We start from the raw sequence: 19,571 nt of genomic DNA, 5'->3' as shown, positions 1-19,571 counted from the left end.
GAGTGCATACGTATGGCAAAACAAAAACTGCTGGTCATCGAAGACGATCCCGGCCTGCAAAAGCAGCTGCACTGGAGTTTTGACGGCTATGAAGTCTTGCTGGCGGGCGAGCGCGAGGCGGCGCTGGCGCTCGTGCGGCGCCACCAGCCGGCCGTCGTGACGATGGACCTGGGCTTGCCGCCGGACCCGGACGGCGCCACGGAAGGCCTGGCCACCCTGCGGCAAATCCTCGCGCTGGCGCCGGACACGAAAGTCATCATCCTCTCCGGCAACCAGGAACGTGCGCATGCCTTGAAAGCCATCGCCCTGGGCGCCTACGATTTTCACCAGAAACCGTTCGAGGCCGACATGCTGGGCCTGGTCATCGCCCGCGCGTTTTATCTGCACGCGATGCAGCAGGAAAACCGCCGCATGTTGCAGACCCAGGCGGATTCGCCCCTGGCCGGCATCGTCAGCCGCGACCCGGGCATGTTGAAGCTGTGCCGCAGCGTGGAAAAAGTGGCGCCCTCGTCGGCCAGCGTGATGCTGCTGGGCGACTCGGGCAGCGGCAAGGAACTGATCGCGCGGGGCTTGCACGCGCTGTCGAGTCGCCATGCGCAACGCTTCGTTGCCATCAATTGCGCGGCCATCCCCGAAAACCTGCTCGAGAGCGAGCTGTTCGGCTATGAGCGGGGAGCGTTTACGGGCGCGGCCCGGCAAACCCTGGGCAAGATCGAACTGGCCCACGGCGGCACTTTCTTTCTCGATGAAATCGGCGACATGCCGATGGGGCTGCAGGCGAAACTGCTGCGCTTCCTGCAGGAGCGGGTCATCGAGCGCGTCGGCGGCCGCGCCGAGATCGCCGTCGACGTGCGCATCGTCTGCGCCACGCACCAGGACCTGAAAGTGCTGGCGGAGCAGGGGCGTTTCCGCGAAGACCTGTTCTACCGCCTCAGCGAAATCGTGCTGCGCATTCCGCCGCTGCGCGAGCGGGCCGGCGACGCGGCCTTGCTGGCCCACCATTTCAAGAACAAGTTCTGCGCCAGCGAAGGCCGCAGCAACCTGCATTTCAGCACCGGCGCGCTGCAGCTGATCGAAAGCTACGGCTGGCCCGGCAATGTGCGCGAAGTGGAAAACTGCATCAAGCGGGCCGTCATCATGAGCGACGGGCCGCAGATCGCCGCCGACGACCTGGGCTTGCCCGCCAGCGCCCAAGCTGCGCCCCAGGATGAACCGCTGAACCTGCGCCAGGCCCGCGACGGGGCCGAATACAAGGTCATGGTGCGCGCGCTGGCGCGGGCCGACGGCAATATCGCCAAGGCGGCCGAACTGCTGGGCGTGAGCCGGCCCACCTTGTACGACCTGATGGGTAATCACGGCATCAAGTCGCAGGTGAATAGCTGAGTGTATTAAAAATCAAGATTGTGTAAGGCGTCGCACATACGATGGCGCCGCCATGGCGCATCCTTGCCTCATCTACAACAAGGAGGCGCCATGAACGCGATCAATCTATTGATGCAGGACCATAAGGCCGTGAAGGCCCTGTTTGCCCAATATGAAGGCTTGAGCGACCGCTCATTTGCCACCAAGAAAAAGCTGGCCGACCAGATCTGCCAGGAACTTACCGTGCACACGCAGCTGGAAGAAGAAATCTTCTACCCGGCCGTGCGCCGCCCCATCCACGACGGCGACCTGATGGATGAAGCCCTCGTCGAGCACGCGAGCGCCAAGGAGCTCATCGCGCAAATCGCCGCCATGGACCCGGCCGACGACCTGTACGACGCCAAGGTCAAGGTGCTGTCCGAGCAGATCGAGCACCACGTCAAGGAAGAGGAGGGCGACATGTTTCCCAAGGTGCGCGAGACGGCCGTCGACCTCGACGCGCTGGGCCAGGAAATGGCCGCGCGCAAGGAACAGCTGACGGGCGTGGCCGCCTGAACGGCTTAAAAAAATCAACAACCAAGGGAGTATTCCATGCAAGCTACACAATTGTCCGTGTCGGACCTGAACAATCCGGGCGTCTCCTGGGGCGCCGTGCTGGCGGGCGCGGCCGCTGCGGCCGCCTTGTCCTTCATCCTGCTGATCCTCGGCGTGGGCCTGGGCCTGTCATCCGTGTCGCCATGGTCGTTCAATGCGACGGCCATCGGCGTGTCGACCATCGCCTGGCTGGCCTTCATGCAACTGGCCGCGTCCGGCATCGGCGGCTACATGGCGGGCCGGTTGCGCGTGAAATGGAGTGCCATCCACACGGATGAAGTGCATTTCCGCGATACGGCGCACGGCTTGCTGGCCTGGGCCGTGGCCACCCTGATCACCGTGGCCGTGATGGCCGGCGGCACGCGCGCCGTACTGAGCGGCGCCATCGATGCGGGCAGCGGCGTGGCGGCGGCCGTTGCACCCGCAGCGGCAGCGGGCGCAGGTGCCGCAGGTGCTGCAGGCGCCCAGCAAGGCGAGGGCGGCGGCACCAATCCGCTCGACTATTTCTCGGACATGCTGCTGCGCGCACCTGCCGTGCCTGCTACCACCACCACCGGCACCCTGGCGGTACCTACGGCCAATGCCAGCACGGCCGACCAGCGCATGGAAACCGGCAGGATCTTCGCGACAAGCCTGTCCGCAGGCAGCCTGGCCGCCGATGACCGCGCCTACCTGGGCCAGGTTGTGGCCAGCCGCACGGGCTTGACGCAGGCCGAAGCGGAAGCGCGGGTCGATGCCGTCTACGGCCGCGCAGCCAAGGCCGCCGCCGATGCCAAGGCGCGTGCCCAGCAGGCGGCCGACACGGCCCGCAAGGCCGGTGCCCACACGGCACTGTGGATGTTCGTCGCCTTGCTGCTCGGCGCTTTCGTGGCCAGCCTGGCGGCAACGTTTGGCGGCCGCCAGCGCGACCATGAGCGCGTGCTGCGCCACGTCACCATCTGAACCCCTGTCTCTATAAACTATATAAAATCAAGGAGTCCTCCATGCGTTCCATCCTCTTGCTGCTGCTGGGCATTCCATTGCCCATCGTCATACTGATCGCCCTGTTCGTCCGCTGACAAGGCCAACACAAGAACCGGCGCCCGCTGCAAGGTGGGCGCCGGTTTTTGCGTGAAAGCGGGCGCATGTGTAAGATGGCGCCATCTTTCCACCGAGACCATCCATGAACGTGACCTCCATACGTCCCTTGCTGAAAACCGCCGCCATCACCGCCTTTGCCTGTACTGTGCTGGCCGCGTGTTCCACCCTGATCGGCCCGCGCGACGTGAATGTGTCGCTGAGCAAGATGCAGCAAGGCCTGGAGCGCCGCTTTCCCATCGACAAGCGCGTGCTGTCCGTGCTCGACGTCAAGCTGACCCACCCGCAACTGTCCTTGCAGCCCGAGCGCGAACGGGTGGCTCTCAGCGTGGACGCCAGCGTCCTGCCGCCGTTCATCCGCCAAACCTGGCGCGGCAGCCTGGCCATGTCGGGCCGCCTCGTGCTGGACGCCCAGCGCAACGCCGTCTACCTGAGCGAAGCGAGCGTGGACAAGGTGACCATCGACGGCATGGATGAAGCCCAGCAGCGCCAGTTCGCCAAGGTGGCCAGCCTGGTAGCCGACCAGCTCATGCATGAAACGCCGATCTACACGTTCAAGCCCGACGAACTGCGCTATGCGGGCGTGCAATTCGTGCCGACGCAGCTCAGGACCACCAGCAATGGATTGACGGTGACGTTCGAGCCGGTGAAGTAGGCTAGGCCTCGAATGCAGGCGAGCTGATTTGCGTTGCCGTGTTATTGCGCGGCGTCGCCTCTTCATGGAACAGGTCAGCCAGGTACTCGCACAGCGCATCGGCTTGAATATCGTCGGGAATAATGAAATCGGCGGGCCGGCGCTTGCCTTCCGCACCGAGATAGAATGCGCGCCATGCTCCTGGCATCCCCCGGATGCCAATCAGCGTGCCGAAAACATTGAATCTGAATTCCTGCATCAGTCTGCTCCAACAAAACAAATGGTTTGAATGTGCCGCGACAGGAAGCATTGCGTAAAGCGCCGTGACATAACCCCGATATTTATTGTGCTATAGTAACATTTACTTAACTTGGGGCGGGCGATGATGAATATCAGCACGGTGGGAATCCAGCCTGGGGCATTATCAGTCGCGCAAGGCAACAAGACATCATCGGACAAGACATCGTCGGACCAGGCGCAGGCCACCCGGGCGCCGGCTGGCGCTGGCGCCGTGGCCGACGACGTCGTGATTTCCACCCTGGCCGGGCGCCTGTCGAAGGCCGCGATGGCCACCAGCGCCACCGTCCAGGGCTACGATCATGCGGCGCTGGGTGTGTGGGTGAAGGACAATACGACGGAGATTCTCTATCCGCTGGACGCGGAACACAAGGCGGCCGCCGCCAGGCAGGTGCCGGAACCGAATGACGCGGCCTCGGCAAAGTCGGCCGCTGCCGCCACCGCGTTTGTCGACAGGAAGGGGCCCAATCCCTTTGCCGGCTTGTCGCGCGAGCAATTGTCCACCATTTCGAACGATGACAGCGGGACCTTTACCATCGACGAGCGGCGTGCGGCCTTTACGCAGGCATACGATGAGGAACAGGCCTGGCGCACCCAAGTCGTGGCGCAAGCCATGCAGGAATACAATAGCACCGGCAAGATGACCAATTTCTTCAAGTCGGTGCTGGGGCATTTCAATACATTGCCCCAGCTGGAGCAATCGCAATACCCAGCCAGTTATGCGAGCGACCTGGACGACAAGATCAAGCTCGATTTTAATTATTTCAATCATGCGGCCGGCGATGGCGGGCCAACGCCGGGCTCGCTTGCGGACCTGCTGAAAAATCAGGCTAAAAAGACCGTGGATCTGTTCGATCTCCTGATCCGCTGATAACTGGAATTGTTCAACTGTCATTGTTGCGGGGCAGGCTGGCGGACTATAATCCGGCCTCCCATGCCTGGACAAGCATGTTCCCCAACATGAAGTGAAAACAATTAAAGGAATCTTCGTGAAACGCTCACTTATCAGCGCCGCCTGCTGCGCCTTGCTCGCCTTATCTTCGCCCTCGCTGTACGCCCAAGCCAACAATCCCGCCGCACCCGTCTCCGGCATCGACCTGAAAACCCTGGACCCGGCAGTCAGTCCCAAGGATGATTTCTACGGCTATGTCAACGGCGTGTGGACCCGCAATACGGAAATCCCGGCCGACAAATCCGTCTGGGGCACGTACATCGAATTGCGCGAAATCGCCCAGGGCCAGCTGCGCGGACTGATCGACGCCACCGTGAAAAATCCCGGCAAGCCCGGCAGTGAAGCGCACAAGATCGCCGACCTGTACACGAGCTTCATGAACGAGAAGGCGCGCAATGCGGCCGGCTTCAAGCCCCTGCATGCCGAACTGGCCCGCGTTGCCGCCATCAAGGACAAGAAAGACTTGCCGGCGCTGCTGGCCTATCTGCAGGGTAATGGCGTTGCGACGCCGTTTTCCGCTTATGTGGCGCCCGATGCGCAAGACCCCGAGCAGTACACGGTCAACATCAGCCAGTCCGGCCTGGGCTTGCCCGACCGCGACTACTACCTGAAGGACGACGACGCCAAGCTGCAAGCCGTGCGCGCCAAATACCTCAAGCATATCGAGACCATGCTGGCCATGAGCGGCGACAAGGCCGCTGCTGAACATGCGGCGCAGATCCTCGACATCGAGACGCGCCTGGCGGCAGTGCAGTGGACGCGCGTGCAGATGCGCGACCCCGTCAAATCGTACAACCGCGTCGATTTCGACAAATTCGCGTCGCTGGCGCCAGCCTTCGACTGGAACGCCTACTTTACGGCCGCCGGCCTGGCGCCGAAAGCTTCCTCGGCCGTCGTGCGCCAGCCCAGCTTCATGACAGGCTTTTCCGAGACCGTGGCCGCCGTGCCGCTGGCATCGTGGAAGAGCTATCTGAACTGGCGCATCATCGAAAGCTATGCGTCCTACCTGGACAGCGCGACCGTCAAGGAGCGCTTCGCCTTCGACGGCACGGTGCTGCGCGGCGTGCCGCAAAGCGAACCGCAGTGGCAGCTGGCGCTGCGCTTCACGGATAACGCCATCAGCGACGCCGTCGGCAAGCGCTACGTGGAAATGTATCTGCCGCCGGAAACCCGGCCCCGCGTGATGGCCATGTTCGACAATTTCGTCGCCTCGTTCAAGGATGGCATCGAGCAGCTCGACTGGATGGGCCCGGAAACCAAGAAGGAAGCCCAGCTCAAGCTGGCGGCCCTGAAGCCGAAGATCGCCTACCCGAATACCTGGCGTGACTACAGCAGCATGCAGACGCAGCCGAATGACCTGATCGCCAATGTGCGCGCCGCGCGCGCGTGGAGCCGCCAGCAAAACCTGGCCAAGCTGGGCAAACCGGTCGACCGCGACGAATGGTCGATGACGCCGCAAACCGTCAACGCCAGCTACAGCCCGGCCCTCAACGCCATCACGATCCCGGCCGCCATTTTGCAGCCGCCATTCTTCAACGTGAAGGCGGAAGATGCCGTCAATTACGGCTTGCTGGGCATCACCTTCGGCCATGAAATCAGCCATGCCTTCGACGATTCGGGCAGCCAATATGATGCCAAGGGCCGTCTGCGCAACTGGTGGACGGCGCAAGACCGGGCCGCCTTCAAGGCGCTGGCCGCCGGCCTCGTCAAGCAATACGGTGCCTACAGCCCCGTGCCGGGCTACCACATCAATGGCGAGCTGACCCTGGGCGAAAACATCGGCGACAATTCCGGCCTGTCGATCACCTACAAGGCGTACCAGCGTTCGCTCGGTGGCAAGCCATCGCCCGTCATCGATGGCTTGACGGGCGAACAGCGCCTGTACATCGGTTTTGCGCAGAAATGGCGCGCGAAACTGCGTCCCGAAGCGGCCATCGCCCAGATCAAGAGCGACCCGCATTCGCCGGGCGAATTCCGCGCCAAGGGCACGGTCAAAAACCAGCCCGGCTTCTACGAAGCGTTTGGCATCAAGCCGGGCGATCCGATGTATCTGCCGCCCGAGCAGCGCGTGATCATGTGGTAAATCACGTGGTAAACCCGTAGGGCAGTCGCGCAAGCGCGCCGGGGACTATTCCTTGGCGTGGTTCAGCGTGTACCGGGGCAGCTCGACCGTCAGGTCTTCCTGCGCCAGGCGCGCCTGGCACGACAGGCGCGAGTGGGGCTGCAAGCCCCAGGCCTGGTCCAGCATGTCTTCTTCATTGTCGCCCAGCTCGTTGAGCGAGTCGAAACCCTGCACCACGACCACGTGGCAGGTGGAACAGGCGCCCACCTGGCCGCAGGCGTGTTCAATGTCAATCTGATTGCGCTGCAATGCGTCGCAAATGCTCATGTTTTCCGGCGCGTCGAAGACGGCGCCTTCCGGGGCCAGCTCGGGATGGGGCAGGACGGTGATTTTTGGCATGCGGGATTCTCCTCGTTTATCCTTCAATGCCGCCACTGTGGACCTTCCCGCCTTGGCAAGGTCAAGCCCCTGCGGCATCCTGCGCAACGATGCACTCGTCCAGATGCTCGATCAATTGCAGGAACACGCGTTTATCCGCGTAGTGATTCATCGTGTTACTCAGCAATACATCGCTGGCGGCCGCTGCCACGGCGCTGTGGGCTTGCGCGCAGGCGGCATGCAGTTGTGCCCGATCGAGTTCCAGCAAGGCCGTATTGACGGCTTCGCGTGTGAAATCGTAGGCATCCATGCCGCAGCAGCCGGCGACACAATGGGTTTCCAGCAGGCAGATTAGCGGCCACAGTTCCCCCAGCAAGGGATCGATGTCGATGGCCTGCTCATAGCGGCCATCAAGACTGATGAATTCGATCCATGCATCGTCGCCGATCTGGATATCGTATTGATGGTCGCGTTGCGTCATGTTTCAGCATTCTCCTGGGCAGTGGTATCGCATTATAAAAAAAACCGCCCGAAGGCGGTTTTCTAACGCGGTAATGCAGCGCTTAAATAAAATAGATCAGCGCGATGATGCCCACGACCAGCGCCACGCGGGTGATCTGGTAGGCCGTCTTGTTCCACGCCTTGAAGCGGCGGCGGTACTGGCCCATGGTCCAGGAGATCTGGAACAGCTTGCTCACGCCGCCCACCTGGTCGCCCAGTTCGTTTGGCGAGGCGGCGGCCGTCATCAGGGTGCGGCCCAGCCAGCGGTTCAAGCCCTGCGCCCAGCGGTAGCGCATCGGGCGCTCGATGTCGCAGAACAGGATGATGCGGTCGCTGTCGGCATCGTTGCGGGCCCAGTGGATATACGTTTCATCGAACATCACGGCCTGGCCGTCGCGCCAGCTGTGGCGCTCGCCATCAACGTCGATGAAGCAGCGGTCGTCGTTCGGCGTCTGCAAGCCCAGGTGGTAGCGCAAGGAGCCCGCGAACGGGTCGCGGTGCGGATTGAGCTTGCCGCCTTGCGGCAGTTCCGCGAACATGGCGGCCTTGATCGACGGAATCGATTGCAGCAAGGCATAAGTTTGCGGGCACATCTGCTGCGCCGACGGGTGGTTCGCGTCATACCATTTCAGGTAGAAACGCTTCCAGCCATATTTGAAGAAGGAATTGAAACCGACGTCATTGTTCTTTTCGGCTGCCTTGATCTTTTTCATTTCCTGCATGCGCAGCGCTTCATCGCGGATGATTTGCCAGTTCTGCTGCAGCGGCGCCAGTTCCGGAAATTGATCGACGGCCAAATACGGCGTGGCCGGCACCTTGGAAAAGGTGTGCATGAACAGGTTCAGCGGCGCCATGAACGAGGAGTGATCGAAGATCTGGCGGCGGAACGGCAGGCGCACCTTGCCCCGAAAATGAATATGTAAAACAGAAAACACAAAAATGCCCAGCAAGGCCCACTTCATACACAACCTCGTTTTTTAAGAATGGGGCAATTATAACCAGTTAATGCCATGGCCACCCCGGGCCACGGTGAAGGAAAGATGAAGCGGCACGCGCGGACGCTCTGTCCTACAATGGCCTTTTCTACACACTATCCGAGGTAACAATGGAAATCTGGCACGCACCGCTCGACCTGGCCATCCTCAACGCCGCCAGCGAGGGCACGGCCATGCGCCACCTGGGCATCGAATTTACGGCCTTCGGCCCGGACTGGATCGAAGCGACCATGCCCGTCGACCACCGCACCATGCAGCCGTTCAAGCTGCTGCATGGCGGCGCCTCCGTCCTGCTGGCCGAAACCCTGGGCAGCATGGCCGCGAATGCCTGCCTCGATTCCAGCCGGCACGTGAGCGTGGGCCAGGAAATCAATGCCAACCACCTGCGCGGCGTGCGCGGCGGCCATGTGACGGGGCGTGCCACGCCGATCCACCGGGGCCGCACCAGCCAGGTCTGGGAAATCCGCATCACGGGCGACGACGGCAAGCTGTGCTGCATCTCGCGCATCACCATGGCCGTTATCGACGCTCCGGGCGCGGGCTGATGCGGCAGCTCTTGACTTGCATCAAGGCATGAAAAGCGAGCGCGTGAAATCATAAAAAACGCTGTTCGCTTATAATTCAGTGTGCTGTTGTATGGCGTAGCGGAAAGTCCCGCGCGCCTGCATTGCCCGACATTAGAAGCTGACTGCCCAAAAAACGCCAGTTAGAGACCCATCCTGCAGCATGCGGGAAAGGCACACGACGGCGAGCAGATCGCTGGTTCTAGCGGAACCGGCAACAATCAACTTTATACAGGGCAATAACAACAATGATGTCATTCAATCGTTTGACGATAGGCGCGCGCCTGAGCGCAGGCTTCGGGCTGCTGGTCTTACTCATGCTGGTGCTGGCGGCCTTCGCGCTGCTGCGCATCGGCGCCATCTCCGGCGCCATGGACGCGCAAGAAAAAGTCCAACTGGAAAAACTCGAACCGCTGTATGTGGCGCGCGAAGCGCTCGACCAGACGGGCCTGGCCGCCCGCAACGCGTATATCTTCCACGACCAGGCCGCGGCCGAGAAAGAGCTGGCCATCCTCGACAGCCAGAAGGCCCTGTACCTGGACGCGCTGGCCCGGCTGGCGCCGCAATTTGTTGGTGACGCTCAATTCGAGAAAGTCAGCTCGGGCTTGAAAGCCATGGCGCAGGAATTGCAGCGTCCGCGCCAGTTCCGCGCCGCTGGCCAAATGGAACAGTACGGCACCTTCCTCGTCGAGGAGTGCAGCCCCCTGCGGCGCCAGATCGTCGCCGACATCGATACGGTGCTGAAAAACGTGCAGCGCGAATCGGAGCAGGCCAGCGTGGCCGCGCGCGCCATCTACGGCCAGTCGCTGCGCTGGATCGGCGTGCTGGCCGCGCTCAGCGTGCTCATTTGCATTGCGGTGGCCACCGTCATCACGCGCGGCCTGCTGCGCCAGCTGGGCGGCGAACCGGCGTATGCGGCCGCGATTGCCGGGCGCATCGCGCTGGGGGAGTTGGCCATCGACGTGCACACACGCCATGGCGACGACAGCAGCCTGCTGTTTGCCATCAAGACCATGCGCGACAACCTGGCCGCCATCGTCGGCAAGGTACGCCATGGAACGGAAAGCATCGCCACGGCCTCGACCGAGATTGCCACGGGCAACCGCGATTTGTCGCAGCGCACGGAGCAGCAGGCCGGCTCGCTCGAAGAAGTGGCTTCATCGATGGAAGAACTGATTTCCACCGTGCGCCAGAATGCGGACAACGCGCAGCAGGCGAACCGCCTGGCGCGCGAAGCGTCGAAGGTGTCGGAGCAGGGCGGCAAGGCGGTGGCCGAAGTGGTGCACACCATGGGCCTGATCAATGCGTCGTCGAACAAGATCGTCGACATCATCGGCGTGATCGACAGTATCGCCTTCCAGACCAATATCCTCGCCTTGAACGCGGCCGTGGAAGCGGCGCGCGCCGGTGAGCAGGGACGCGGCTTCGCCGTCGTCGCCACCGAGGTGCGCAGCCTGGCGCAGCGCTCCAGCGCCGCCGCGCGCGAAATCAAGGCCCTGATCGACGATTCCGTCAGCAAGGTCGGCACGGGCACGGTGCTCGTCGAGCAGGCGGGCGCCACCATGCATGACGTGGTGGCCGGCATCGGCAGGGTGACGGGCATCATGGCCGAGATCAGTCACGCCACGCAGGAGCAGGGCGCCGGCATCGAGCAAGTCAACCGCGCCATCGTCGACATGGACAGGGTGACCCAGCAAAACGCGGCCCTGGTCGAGCAGGCGGCCGCCGCCGCGCACGAATTGCAGCAGCAGGCGGCGCAGCTGGAACAGGAAGTGGGCATCTTCAAGCTGGCCCCGCCGGCCAACGGACCGCTGCGCCTGGCGGCCTGAGGCCGATGGCGCTTTGGCGCGGCGCGCGCCAACCGGCATATTCCGCGCTACAATGAGCGCTGGATCACCGCCAGGACGAGTCATGCAAGTGCGCAGCAGCCATGATCTATCCAGCCCGGACGACGACAAACCGGCGCCGCCCGTGCTGCAGCTGGCCCTTGCCGGTCTCGGCTGGGGCTTGCTGACCTGCATGCTGTGCTTTGCCATCCTGTTCGTCACCAAATGGCTGTTGCCGCCCGAATACTGGGGCGCGCACACGGGCCTGTCCAAGTTCAAGCGCGAAATGTCGCTGCCCCTGCTGGTGTTCTGGGTCGTCATCTATTCCCCCATCCTGGAAACTTTCCTCGGCCAGCTGCTGCCGCTGGAAATCCTCCGGCGCCTGGGCGCCAGCCGCCAGCTCAGCGTTTTTATCGGCGCCATCCTGTGGGCCATCGTGCATTTCATCAGTGGCGGCCTGCTGCACGCCATCGTCGCGCTGGGGTCGGGCGCCATGTTCAGCTTTGTCTACCTGCGCTACCGCGGCCCCAGTGTGGCCGTTGCCTATGCGACAACGGCATTTGCGCGCGCCTGCAACAATATCGCCATCCTTATCGCCGTGTTCTACGGTTTGGACGCCTGAGCCCCATCCTTCCTGAGCAAATACGGCACCAGCGCTGCCAGCGCCACGGCCAGCAGCGCCAAGCCGACCAGCAACTGGCGGAAGGCGGCGTCATAGCTGGCGCGCAGCAGCGCTTCCTGGCCGCCCAGCAGCTGTGTTGCCTGCTGGATATCGCCGAGCGCGGCGCGGCTGGCGGCGGCCAGCACGGGCAGTTCGGCCGGCAGTTGCTGTGCCAGGCCCGCACCGATCAGGCCGGCCAACAAAGAGCCCGCCAGCGCCAGCGCCACCCCATCGGCGCTGACGCGCACGGTATTGAAGATGCCCGTCGCCATGCCGGCCCGCTCCGTTTCCACCACGCTCAGGGCCATGCCATCCATCAAGCCCCACGGCAAGCCGATACCCACGCCGATCAGCAGCAGGGGGCCGGCCAGCGCCGCGGTGCCGCCATGACCCAGCACCTGCGCCAGCCAGGCCAGGCCCGCCGCAGCCAGCAGCAGCCCCGCCGCGCACAGGGTGCCCGTCTTGACCCAGCGCGACAGCAGCGCCGCCAGCACGGGCACGAGCAGCAGCGGCGCGGCCAGGGCGATCATCAGGCGGCCAGCGGCCAGCGCGGACATGCTGTCGATACCGATGAAGCGCCCGGGCAGCATGACGATGAGCACGATGAACAGGAAGGCGGGCGAGGCGGCCAGCACTTGCACGGCGACAAAGCGCCGCTGGCGGAACAGCGACAAATCCAGCATGGGCCGCGCCGTCCTGCGCTCGATGGCGACAAAGGCAAGGAAGAGCAGCACGGATGCGGCGAGGGACAGCAGCACGGCGCCGTTGCGCCAGCCGTGTTCGGGCGCCAGCAGCATGCCCAAGGTCAGCAGGCCCAGCGCGGCGCTGAAGCTGATGGCGCCAGGCCAGTCGAGCCGGCCCTGGCCGCGCGCCGGATCGGCCGGCACGCTGACCCATACCAGCAGCATGCCGATGGCGCCCAGTGCGGCCGTGGCATAAAAGATGGCGGGCCAGCGGGCCAGCGCCAGCATGGCGCCGGCCGCCAGCGGACCGAAGGCCAGGCCCAGGCCGAACGTCGTGCCCAGCACGCTCATCACGCGGCTGCGCGCCGCGCCGTGGAACAATGGCGCCAGCGAGGACATGGCGGCGGCGAACGCGGCCGCGCCGCCCAGGCCCTGCACGAAGCGCAGCGCGGCGATCCATGCCACCGATGGCGCGACGGCGATGGCCAGGGTCGCCACGCAAAACAGCGCCAGCCCCGCCAGCCAGACGCGGCGGCGCCCCAGCACGTCCGTCAGGCTGCCGGCCACCATCATGGCGCTGCCATAGCTGAGGATATACGCATTGATGACCCAGTTCAGGGCGGCGGCGCTGCCGTGCAATTCGGCGCCGAGGGCGGGCAGAGCGACGGCCGGACCCGTGAAGCACAGGGGTATCAGCAAGCCCGTCAGGCAGGCGGCCAGCACTTGCAGCGGGAGTGAAAGAGGTGAGGAAGAGGACATGGGTGTCGGATATGAAAGAAAGAGGGGCGAGTATGGCGCGCCCATCATTGAAGAAAAATGGGCTAAACTGATCAACATATCGGACAAGAATGTCTTGAATGGAGTATGAATGGATAGCTTGGGGGGCATCGCCATGTTCGTGCAGGTGGCCGACAGCGGCAGTTTTTCGGCTACGGGCCGGCTGCTGGGCCTGTCGTCGTCGGCCGTCGGGAAAAGCGTGGCGCGCATGGAGGCTCGGCTCGGCGCGCGCCTGTTCCAGCGCAGCACGCGGCATCTGGCGCTGACGGCGGAAGGGGAAAAATTCCTGCAGCGCTGCAAGCGCATCCTGGCCGAGGTGGAAGCGGCCGAGCGCGAACTCGGTGAATCGGGCGGCGCGCCCAGCGGCCGCCTGCGTATCAGCCTGCCACGCTACAGCGGCCTGTTCGAAGCGGCCATCGGTGCGTTCATGCAAGCCTATCCCGCCATCGAACTCGACCTCGATTTCTCCGACGCCATGGTCAACATCGTCAGCGACGGCTTTGACGCGGCCGTGCGCACGGGCGAACTGGCCGATTCAAGCCTGATGCGGCGCAAACTGTGTACGTTCCGCCGCTTGCTGGTGGCGTCGCCCGCCTACCTTGCGCGCCACGGCCGGCCCGCCGATGGCACCGAACTGATGCGGCATCAGCGTCTCGATTACCGCTTTCCCGCCACGGGCCGTTTGGAACAGTGGCCGCTGATGGACGAGGCTGCCCAGCCGGCGCCCGGCATGGTGTGCAACAGCGTGGAAATGCGCGTCTTCCTGGCCGTACAGGGGCAGGGCATCGCCTACCTGCCCGTATTTGCCGTGCAGCGCGAGCTGGCGGCGGGGCAACTGGTCTCGCTGCTGGACGAGCATACGCAGGCGCGCACGGCATTCTGGCTGCTGTGGCCGGCCAGCCGCCACCTGCCGCCGCGCTTGCGCGTCTTCATCGATTTCCTCGTACAGCAATTACAGGATCAAACTTTTGGAGCTATGCCATGACGGTCGATTCTTCCCTGACGCCATTGCAATTGCATGTGGCCGGCGCCACCGTGCGCCATGACCACCCGTTTGCCATGCCGGCGTTGCCGCCGCAGGAACCGCTGACGGCGGCCTTGCGCGATGACTGGGTGCGGCCCCTGTACATGGGCTTGCACCAGCCCCAGGCGCTGGCGTGCGCGCAGCGGCTGGCGCAAGCCGACGCCACCGTCATCGCGCGCCTGCTGGGGCAATTCGACTGGCGCAGCCGCACGGCGGGCGCCTACCTGGCCGCACTGACCGGGCAGTCCGCGTTTACGGATCAGCTGGGCGGCCTGCTGCTGGCCAGCGAGGTCTGCTACGCGGGCAGCGCGTATTGCCTGGCGCTGGCCGTTTTCGACACGCCAGCCAGCCGCGACTACCTGCACCGTTATCTTGCACATTACCTTCGGCAGCCGCAGTTGCACTTTGATCAGGAGCAAGCGATGGCGGCCATTGCCTACCTCGATGGCCAGCATGGCCGGGATGAGGCGGCCCGCCACGCTCCGGCCTGGACCGGTTTCGCCGCCAGCCGCCCGGGCCTGGCGCTGAACGACGCGCTCGCGCAATTTACTTCCCGCATGGCCGCCTTGCGCGCCTTGCAGGCCGCAGCGGCTGGCAAATAAGCGCCATCTTCCCAAACTGTGGCGCCGTACGTATTGTTGGCGGCTACTTCGCGCTTTCCATGGATTCCACTGTGTCGAAAATAGGCGCCAGCGCGCTTTCCATGGCGCCGGCGGTCGCGTCGCCGCTCTGGTTGGTGATGATGAAGACCCCAAGCTCATATTGGGGAACGACGTAAGCGTAGCTTTGCGCACGTGGCACGCCGCCATGGTGCACATAATGCGTGCCCAACTGGCGATTGCTGCCGATATTCCAGAAATAGCCAATGCTGAAGTCATCCTGAAAGCGCACCAGCGGCTTGTGCGATTCGGCAGCCGCGCGATGGGCGCTCAATTGCAGGCGCAGGTACTTCGCCATATCGGGCATGGTCGACTTCAGGTTGCCGGCGGCTCCCCAGGGCAGTTGCGGCATCGGTGTCGTGATGACGGGATTGTCGCTGTGGTAGCCGGGCGCCAGCCGGCCGGCATCCTGAGCTGCGATTTCCAGCCTGGTATCGTGCATGCCGGCTTCGCGCGCGATGAATTGCGTGAGCAGGACTGCATAGGGCATGCCGTAGATTGTTTCGAGTGTGTGCGCAATGAGTTCGGTACCGGCGCTGGAATAGGCGTAGTCCTTGCCAAGCGGACCCTTGATGCTGACTGCATGTAAATCCTGCCAGAATTGCTGTTGCCCGTAGTTGGCGTAGGCTGCATTGAGCTTTGCCGGCGTGGCGTGTGCCGTGAAATCCTGCAATATGGCGTTCACCTGCAATGGCAGCATGCCCGGCATGGTGCTGGTGTGCGTGATCAAGTGGCGCAAGCGCACGGGCTGGCCTTGCCACTGCAGGTTCGGGTAGGCGGCCGGCAGGTAGTTTTGTATGGGATCGTCGAGCGCCGCCTTCCCGTCCAGCACAGCGTTCGCCAGTAGCAGGCCGGCAAAAGTCTTGCTGACTGAGCCGATTTCATACAGCGTTGTATCGTTCGGCGGATTGCCTTTGCCGGCCTCCAGCTCTCCCTGATGCAGGATGAATTCCTTGCCGCGATAAACGACGGCAATCGAGGTCGCGTGCAGCAATGGTGACTGCAGCAGGGTGGTCGCGGCCTGGCGCATGGCCGCAGGAATGTCGTGCGCAGGTGCCGTGGCTGCTGGCTTGCAAGCTGCCAGTGCGAGTGTCATTACAGTGATGCTTGCGGCGAGTTTGGTCATCATGCGCACCATCGAGGGGGGAGGGGCATTCTCGCACAATGGCTATAGCGGTGGCAGAAAAAACTGGGCAAGGTTCCTCTTCTTTCCCCCATGCAGTGTGACATTTGCATGACAAATAACAGTGCCTGTCCCGATTGCGCGTCATTAAGGCGTGCATGCGAGGCGACGCTCAAGCGCTCGCCGTCCATGCGCCAAAAGTGCCGGACCGTTGAAGGTGCACGCTGAATGGCAAGTGGATGCGGCCCGAACTTTTGCCTTGCATGCCGGCCTGCGCCGGCATATTCAATCTTGGTTTTAAGTTTAACGACAGGAAACTGCAACATGACTGAAAACAATGCATCTGGCTCCAGCGTCTCCGCCATCGACGCTTACCTGAACAGTTCGGCAGCCGCCGCACAGCGCTTCACGGGTACGGCGAACGCGGATATCCTCAGCGGCACCACGGGCGCCGACGTGCTCGAAGGCCTGGCTGGCGACGATACGTATTACGTCAACCACAGCGGCGACGTGATCGTCGAACTGGCCAACGGCGGCAGCGATACCGTCTACACCAGCGTCAATTACACGGTGGCCGACAACGTCGAGAACGTGCGCCTGACCGCAGGCGGCCTGACGGTAACGGGCAGCGCCAATACCAATAACGTCTTTTTCGTTGATGCGGCCGGTGGCAACAGGATCGATGGCGGCGGCACGGGCAACACGGTCAACTACGTGGCGTCCAGCACGGGCGTGACGGCGACCTTGTCCGGAGCGAATGGCCCGGTGACGGCGCCGCCCGGCAGCGACGTGCTGCTCAATATCGCCAACATCGCCGGCAGCAAGTTCGATGATGTTCTGACCGGTAACGAGCTCAAAAACGCCCTCGTGGGCGGTTTTGGCAACGATATCCTGCGCGGCGGCAAGGGCGACGATACCCTGGCCGGCATGCAGGGCGACGACACGTATATTTTTGCCCGTGGCGACGGCGCCGACATCATCGTTGACGGGGAAGAGGCGGCCAGCCATAACGTCGTCTCCTTCCTGGCCGGCGTCAGCGCCGACCAGCTGTGGTTCCGCCAGGTGGGCACGGCGCTGGAAGTGAGCACCATCGGCACCGGCGACAAGATCACCATTAACGTCTGGTTTTCCAGTACGGCGCCCCGCATCCAGGAATTCCGCACGGCCGATGGCCGCGTGCTGCTGGGCAGCGACGTGCAAAACCTCGTGCAGGCAATGGCGGGCCTGGCGATGCCGGCCGCTGGCCAGCTGACCTTGCCAGCGGCAACGGCCACCGCCCTGGCGCCGGCGCTGGCGCAGAACTGGCGTACGGAAGGACCGAACCAGCCCGGCAATGGCGTCTTTACCGGCACGGTGAATCCGGACATCATCCAGGGCACGGCGGGCGCCGACGTGATGGCGGGCCTGGCCGGCGACGACACGTATTACGTCAACCACAGCGGCGACGTGGTGGTGGAACAGGCTGGCGGCGGCCGCGATACCGTCTATGCCAGCGCGAACTACACGCTGGCCGCCAACGTCGAAGAGGTGCATGTGAGCGCCGCCGGCCTGACGGTGACGGGCAACGGCAATGACAACGTGTTCCACGTCGATGTCGCCGGCGGCAACGTGCTGCGCGGCACCGGCACGAACAGTACGGCCACCTATGCGGGTTCCAAGGCGGGCGCGACGGCCAGCATCGTTTCCATCAACGAATCCCATGCGGCCCGCCCCGGCAGCGATGTGCTGGTCAATATTTCCAGCGTGACCGGCAGCGGCTATGACGACGTACTGTCCGGCAACGAGCTGGCCAATACCCTGGCCGGCGGTCTCGGCAACGATACCTTGCAAGGCGGCAAAGGCAGCGACGTGCTCACCGGCGGCCTCGGCGACGACACCTATGTCTTTGTGCGCGGCGACGGCGCCGATGTCATTACCGAATCGTCCGCCGATGCCAATTACGACACCATCGCCTTCCTGGCCGGCGTCAACATCGACCAGCTGTGGTTCCGCCAGGTGGGCAATGACCTGGAGGTGAGCACCATCGGCACCACGGACAAGATCACCATCCGCGCCTGGAACGCGGCTGTGCCGAACATCGAGGAATTCCGCACGGCCGCCGGCCACGTCATGCGCGGCGCCGACGTGCAACTGCTGGTGCGGGCGATGGCGAACCTGGCGCCGCCGCCGCTGGGCCAGCTAACCCTGCCTGCCGCCACGGCCGCCGCCCTGGCGCCCGCGCTGGCCCAGGCCTGGCATTTCAACGGTCCCACGCAACCGACGGGGCAAACATTCGTCGGCACGGCGGGCGCCGACGTCATCAGTGGGAGCACGGGCGCCGACCTGCTGCAAGGCCTCGGTGGCGACGACACGTATTACGTCAACCACAGCGGCGACTTCATCGATGAACGTGGCAATGGCGGCAACGACACCGTGTACACCAGTGTCAACTACACGGTGGCCGACAACGTCGAGTACGTGCGCCTCAGCGGCCCCGGCCTGACGGTGACGGGCAGCGCCTATACCAACAACGTCTTCCATGTCGGCACCGCCGGCGGCAACGTGCTCGACGGTGGCGGGGCGGGCAATTCGCTGACCTACGCCACTTCCACTACGGGCGTGACGGCCGCCTTCGCACCCGTTGGCGGACCGATGACGGCGCGTGCAGGCAGCGACGTGCTGGCCAATTTCAACGCCGTCTTCGGCAGCAAGTTCGACGACGTGCTGACGGGCAATGAACTGAAGAACATCCTGGTGGGCGGCCTTGGCAACGATACCTTGCAAGGCGGCAAGGGCGACGACGCGCTGGCCGGTACGCTGGGCAACGACACCTATGTTTTCGCCCGCGGCGACGGCATCGACATTATTTCCGAGGCGAACGAGGCGGGCAGCCGCGACGTGGTGTCCTTCCTGGCCGGCGTCAGTGCCGAGCAGCTGTGGTTCCGCCAAGTGGGCACCAACCTCGAAGTGAGCACCATCGGCACCAATGACAAGATCACCGTCAATGGCTGGTATGCGGCAGCGGGGGCGAGCATCGAGCAATTCCGCATGGCCGATGGCCGGGTCTTGCTGGGCAGCCAGGTGCAAAACCTCGTGCAGGCGATGGCAGGCCTGACGCCGCCAGCGGCTGGCCAGCTGACCTTGCCTGCAGGCACGGCGGCTATCCTGGCGCCGGTGCTGGCGCAAAACTGGCGTGCCGCGCAGCAATTCAGTGCCGTCAGCCAGGACGGAATCGGCGGCTGGCAGGCGGATTCCGCGCAGCTGGTGCAAGCGATGGCTGGCTTTGCCGTGCCGGCGGCCGCATCGGCGCCATGGTCAGGCCACGGCAATCCGTCGACGCAGATCCAGCTGGCGGCAGTCCATTAATCAGTTGACATAGCCAGATCCACCCTCACGCAGCCGGGCCGGGGCGACCTGCCACGGC

General features: G+C 63.8%; 18 protein-coding genes. 12 read left to right on the top strand and 6 right to left on the bottom strand.

The genetic code is table 11. From position 1 onward, the window contains the following. The first annotated feature begins 12 nt into the window (after nucleotides 1–12). The 4 genes from prsR (at nucleotide 13) to MRBLMS1_RS25895 (ending at nucleotide 3,688) form a co-directional block, all read left to right on the top strand. Nucleotides 13–1,383: a PEP-CTERM-box response regulator transcription factor gene (gene prsR / locus MRBLMS1_RS25910; protein WP_485883052.1), complete on the top strand. Its 1,371-nt coding sequence runs from the start codon at nucleotides 13–15 to the stop codon at nucleotides 1,381–1,383. 90 nt (nucleotides 1,384–1,473) lie between these two features. After that, a complete protein-coding gene (locus tag MRBLMS1_RS25905; protein WP_034748516.1) occupies nucleotides 1,474–1,917 on the top strand; it encodes a hemerythrin domain-containing protein in 444 nt (147 codons plus the stop codon). Between the two features lie 36 nt (nucleotides 1,918–1,953). After that, on the top strand, nucleotides 1,954–2,898 hold the full coding sequence (locus MRBLMS1_RS25900; protein WP_485883049.1) for a hypothetical protein: 945 nt from the start codon (nucleotides 1,954–1,956) through the stop codon (nucleotides 2,896–2,898). Between the two features lie 220 nt (nucleotides 2,899–3,118). Next, complete coding sequence (locus MRBLMS1_RS25895) at nucleotides 3,119–3,688, top strand: DUF1439 domain-containing protein (RefSeq protein WP_485883047.1); 570 nt, start codon at nucleotides 3,119–3,121, stop codon at nucleotides 3,686–3,688. 1 nt (nucleotide 3,689) lies between these two features. Here MRBLMS1_RS25895 and MRBLMS1_RS25890 read toward each other — a convergent pair whose 3' ends face one another. Then, a complete protein-coding gene (locus MRBLMS1_RS25890) occupies nucleotides 3,690–3,926 on the bottom strand; it encodes a DUF7661 family protein (protein ID WP_139088887.1) in 237 nt (78 codons plus the stop codon). A gap of 123 nt (nucleotides 3,927–4,049) precedes the next feature. Between MRBLMS1_RS25890 and MRBLMS1_RS25885 the strand changes: the two genes are divergently transcribed. Continuing rightward, entirely contained in the window at nucleotides 4,050–4,835 is a 786-nt protein-coding gene (locus MRBLMS1_RS25885) for a hypothetical protein (protein WP_485883045.1), read from the top strand. Nucleotides 4,836–4,953: 118 nt separating this feature from the next. After that, complete coding sequence (locus MRBLMS1_RS25880; protein ID WP_485883043.1) at nucleotides 4,954–6,999, top strand: M13 family metallopeptidase; 2,046 nt, start codon at nucleotides 4,954–4,956, stop codon at nucleotides 6,997–6,999. A 45-nt stretch (nucleotides 7,000–7,044) separates the two neighbouring features. Here MRBLMS1_RS25880 and fdx read toward each other — a convergent pair whose 3' ends face one another. The 3 genes from fdx to lpxO form a co-directional block, all read right to left on the bottom strand. Next, nucleotides 7,045–7,377 carry an ISC system 2Fe-2S type ferredoxin gene (fdx, locus tag MRBLMS1_RS25875; protein WP_072453711.1) on the bottom strand — a complete coding sequence of 111 codons (333 nt, stop codon included), beginning with the start codon at nucleotides 7,375–7,377 and terminating at the stop codon, nucleotides 7,045–7,047. Between the two features lie 61 nt (nucleotides 7,378–7,438). After that, nucleotides 7,439–7,837 carry a DUF6331 family protein gene (locus tag MRBLMS1_RS25870; protein WP_485883041.1) on the bottom strand — a complete coding sequence of 133 codons (399 nt, stop codon included), beginning with the start codon at nucleotides 7,835–7,837 and terminating at the stop codon, nucleotides 7,439–7,441. An 82-nt stretch (nucleotides 7,838–7,919) separates the two neighbouring features. Continuing rightward, nucleotides 7,920–8,819: a lipid A hydroxylase LpxO gene (gene lpxO, locus MRBLMS1_RS25865; protein WP_034748499.1), complete on the bottom strand. Its 900-nt coding sequence runs from the start codon at nucleotides 8,817–8,819 to the stop codon at nucleotides 7,920–7,922. Between the two features lie 143 nt (nucleotides 8,820–8,962). Between lpxO and MRBLMS1_RS25860 the strand changes: the two genes are divergently transcribed. From MRBLMS1_RS25860 to MRBLMS1_RS25850, 3 genes are all read left to right on the top strand, one after another. Continuing rightward, entirely contained in the window at nucleotides 8,963–9,397 is a 435-nt protein-coding gene (locus MRBLMS1_RS25860; protein WP_072453709.1) for a hotdog fold thioesterase, read from the top strand. A gap of 266 nt (nucleotides 9,398–9,663) precedes the next feature. Beyond that, complete coding sequence (locus MRBLMS1_RS25855; RefSeq protein ID WP_128141587.1) at nucleotides 9,664–11,244, top strand: methyl-accepting chemotaxis protein; 1,581 nt, start codon at nucleotides 9,664–9,666, stop codon at nucleotides 11,242–11,244. 82 nt (nucleotides 11,245–11,326) lie between these two features. Beyond that, on the top strand, nucleotides 11,327–11,863 hold the full coding sequence (locus MRBLMS1_RS25850) for a CPBP family intramembrane metalloprotease (RefSeq protein WP_058049555.1): 537 nt from the start codon (nucleotides 11,327–11,329) through the stop codon (nucleotides 11,861–11,863). On the opposite strand, the gene MRBLMS1_RS25845 is transcribed toward MRBLMS1_RS25850, so the two are convergent. Beyond that, nucleotides 11,845–13,344 (bottom strand): MFS transporter, encoded by a 1,500-nt coding sequence (locus MRBLMS1_RS25845; protein WP_485883037.1) that lies wholly within the window; start codon nucleotides 13,342–13,344, stop codon nucleotides 11,845–11,847. The two genes, MRBLMS1_RS25850 and MRBLMS1_RS25845, sit on opposite strands and share 19 nt — an antisense overlap. 109 nt (nucleotides 13,345–13,453) lie before the next feature. Here MRBLMS1_RS25845 and MRBLMS1_RS25840 point away from each other — a divergent pair, with 109 nt between their 5' ends. Beyond that, entirely contained in the window at nucleotides 13,454–14,347 is an 894-nt protein-coding gene (locus MRBLMS1_RS25840) for a LysR family transcriptional regulator (RefSeq protein WP_485883035.1), read from the top strand. Continuing rightward, complete coding sequence (locus tag MRBLMS1_RS25835; protein WP_128141584.1) at nucleotides 14,344–14,988, top strand: DUF6000 family protein; 645 nt, start codon at nucleotides 14,344–14,346, stop codon at nucleotides 14,986–14,988. Before MRBLMS1_RS25840 ends, MRBLMS1_RS25835 begins: the two co-directional genes overlap by 4 nt. Before the next feature lie 43 nt (nucleotides 14,989–15,031). Here MRBLMS1_RS25835 and MRBLMS1_RS25830 read toward each other — a convergent pair whose 3' ends face one another. Further along, nucleotides 15,032–16,141, bottom strand: a complete 1,110-nt coding sequence (locus MRBLMS1_RS25830; protein ID WP_485883032.1) for a serine hydrolase domain-containing protein — start codon at nucleotides 16,139–16,141, stop codon at nucleotides 15,032–15,034. Between the two features lie 351 nt (nucleotides 16,142–16,492). Between MRBLMS1_RS25830 and MRBLMS1_RS25825 the strand changes: the two genes are divergently transcribed. After that, nucleotides 16,493–19,513, top strand: a complete 3,021-nt coding sequence (locus tag MRBLMS1_RS25825; RefSeq protein WP_485883030.1) for a calcium-binding protein — start codon at nucleotides 16,493–16,495, stop codon at nucleotides 19,511–19,513. Nucleotides 19,514–19,571: the final 58 nt, after the last annotated feature.

It is taken from the genome of Massilia sp. LMS1-1-1.1 (genome assembly GCF_040815535.1).
Lineage (GTDB): Bacteria > Pseudomonadota > Gammaproteobacteria > Burkholderiales > Burkholderiaceae_D > Janthinobacterium > Janthinobacterium aestuarii.
This window is presented reverse-complemented; position numbering and strand designations above follow the sequence as displayed.

Excerpts from the sequence above, each read along its gene's own strand:
- prsR (WP_485883052.1), top strand. The coding sequence starts at position 13 with ATGGCAAAACAAAAACTGCTGGTCATCGAAGACGATCCCGGCCTGCAA.
- MRBLMS1_RS25905 (WP_034748516.1), top strand. The coding sequence starts at position 1,474 with ATGAACGCGATCAATCTATTGATGCAGGACCATAAGGCCGTGAAGGCC.
- MRBLMS1_RS25900 (WP_485883049.1), top strand. The coding sequence starts at position 1,954 with ATGCAAGCTACACAATTGTCCGTGTCGGACCTGAACAATCCGGGCGTC.
- MRBLMS1_RS25895 (WP_485883047.1), top strand. The coding sequence starts at position 3,119 with ATGAACGTGACCTCCATACGTCCCTTGCTGAAAACCGCCGCCATCACC.
- MRBLMS1_RS25890 (WP_139088887.1), bottom strand. The coding sequence starts at position 3,926 with ATGCAGGAATTCAGATTCAATGTTTTCGGCACGCTGATTGGCATCCGG.
- MRBLMS1_RS25885 (WP_485883045.1), top strand. The coding sequence starts at position 4,050 with ATGATGAATATCAGCACGGTGGGAATCCAGCCTGGGGCATTATCAGTC.
- fdx (WP_072453711.1), bottom strand. The coding sequence starts at position 7,377 with ATGCCAAAAATCACCGTCCTGCCCCATCCCGAGCTGGCCCCGGAAGGC.
- MRBLMS1_RS25870 (WP_485883041.1), bottom strand. The coding sequence starts at position 7,837 with ATGACGCAACGCGACCATCAATACGATATCCAGATCGGCGACGATGCA.
- lpxO (WP_034748499.1), bottom strand. The coding sequence starts at position 8,819 with ATGAAGTGGGCCTTGCTGGGCATTTTTGTGTTTTCTGTTTTACATATT.
- MRBLMS1_RS25860 (WP_072453709.1), top strand. The coding sequence starts at position 8,963 with ATGGAAATCTGGCACGCACCGCTCGACCTGGCCATCCTCAACGCCGCC.
- MRBLMS1_RS25855 (WP_128141587.1), top strand. The coding sequence starts at position 9,664 with ATGATGTCATTCAATCGTTTGACGATAGGCGCGCGCCTGAGCGCAGGC.
- MRBLMS1_RS25850 (WP_058049555.1), top strand. The coding sequence starts at position 11,327 with ATGCAAGTGCGCAGCAGCCATGATCTATCCAGCCCGGACGACGACAAA.
- MRBLMS1_RS25845 (WP_485883037.1), bottom strand. The coding sequence starts at position 13,344 with ATGTCCTCTTCCTCACCTCTTTCACTCCCGCTGCAAGTGCTGGCCGCC.
- MRBLMS1_RS25840 (WP_485883035.1), top strand. The coding sequence starts at position 13,454 with ATGGATAGCTTGGGGGGCATCGCCATGTTCGTGCAGGTGGCCGACAGC.
- MRBLMS1_RS25835 (WP_128141584.1), top strand. The coding sequence starts at position 14,344 with ATGACGGTCGATTCTTCCCTGACGCCATTGCAATTGCATGTGGCCGGC.
- MRBLMS1_RS25830 (WP_485883032.1), bottom strand. The coding sequence starts at position 16,141 with ATGACACTCGCACTGGCAGCTTGCAAGCCAGCAGCCACGGCACCTGCG.
- MRBLMS1_RS25825 (WP_485883030.1), top strand. The coding sequence starts at position 16,493 with ATGACTGAAAACAATGCATCTGGCTCCAGCGTCTCCGCCATCGACGCT.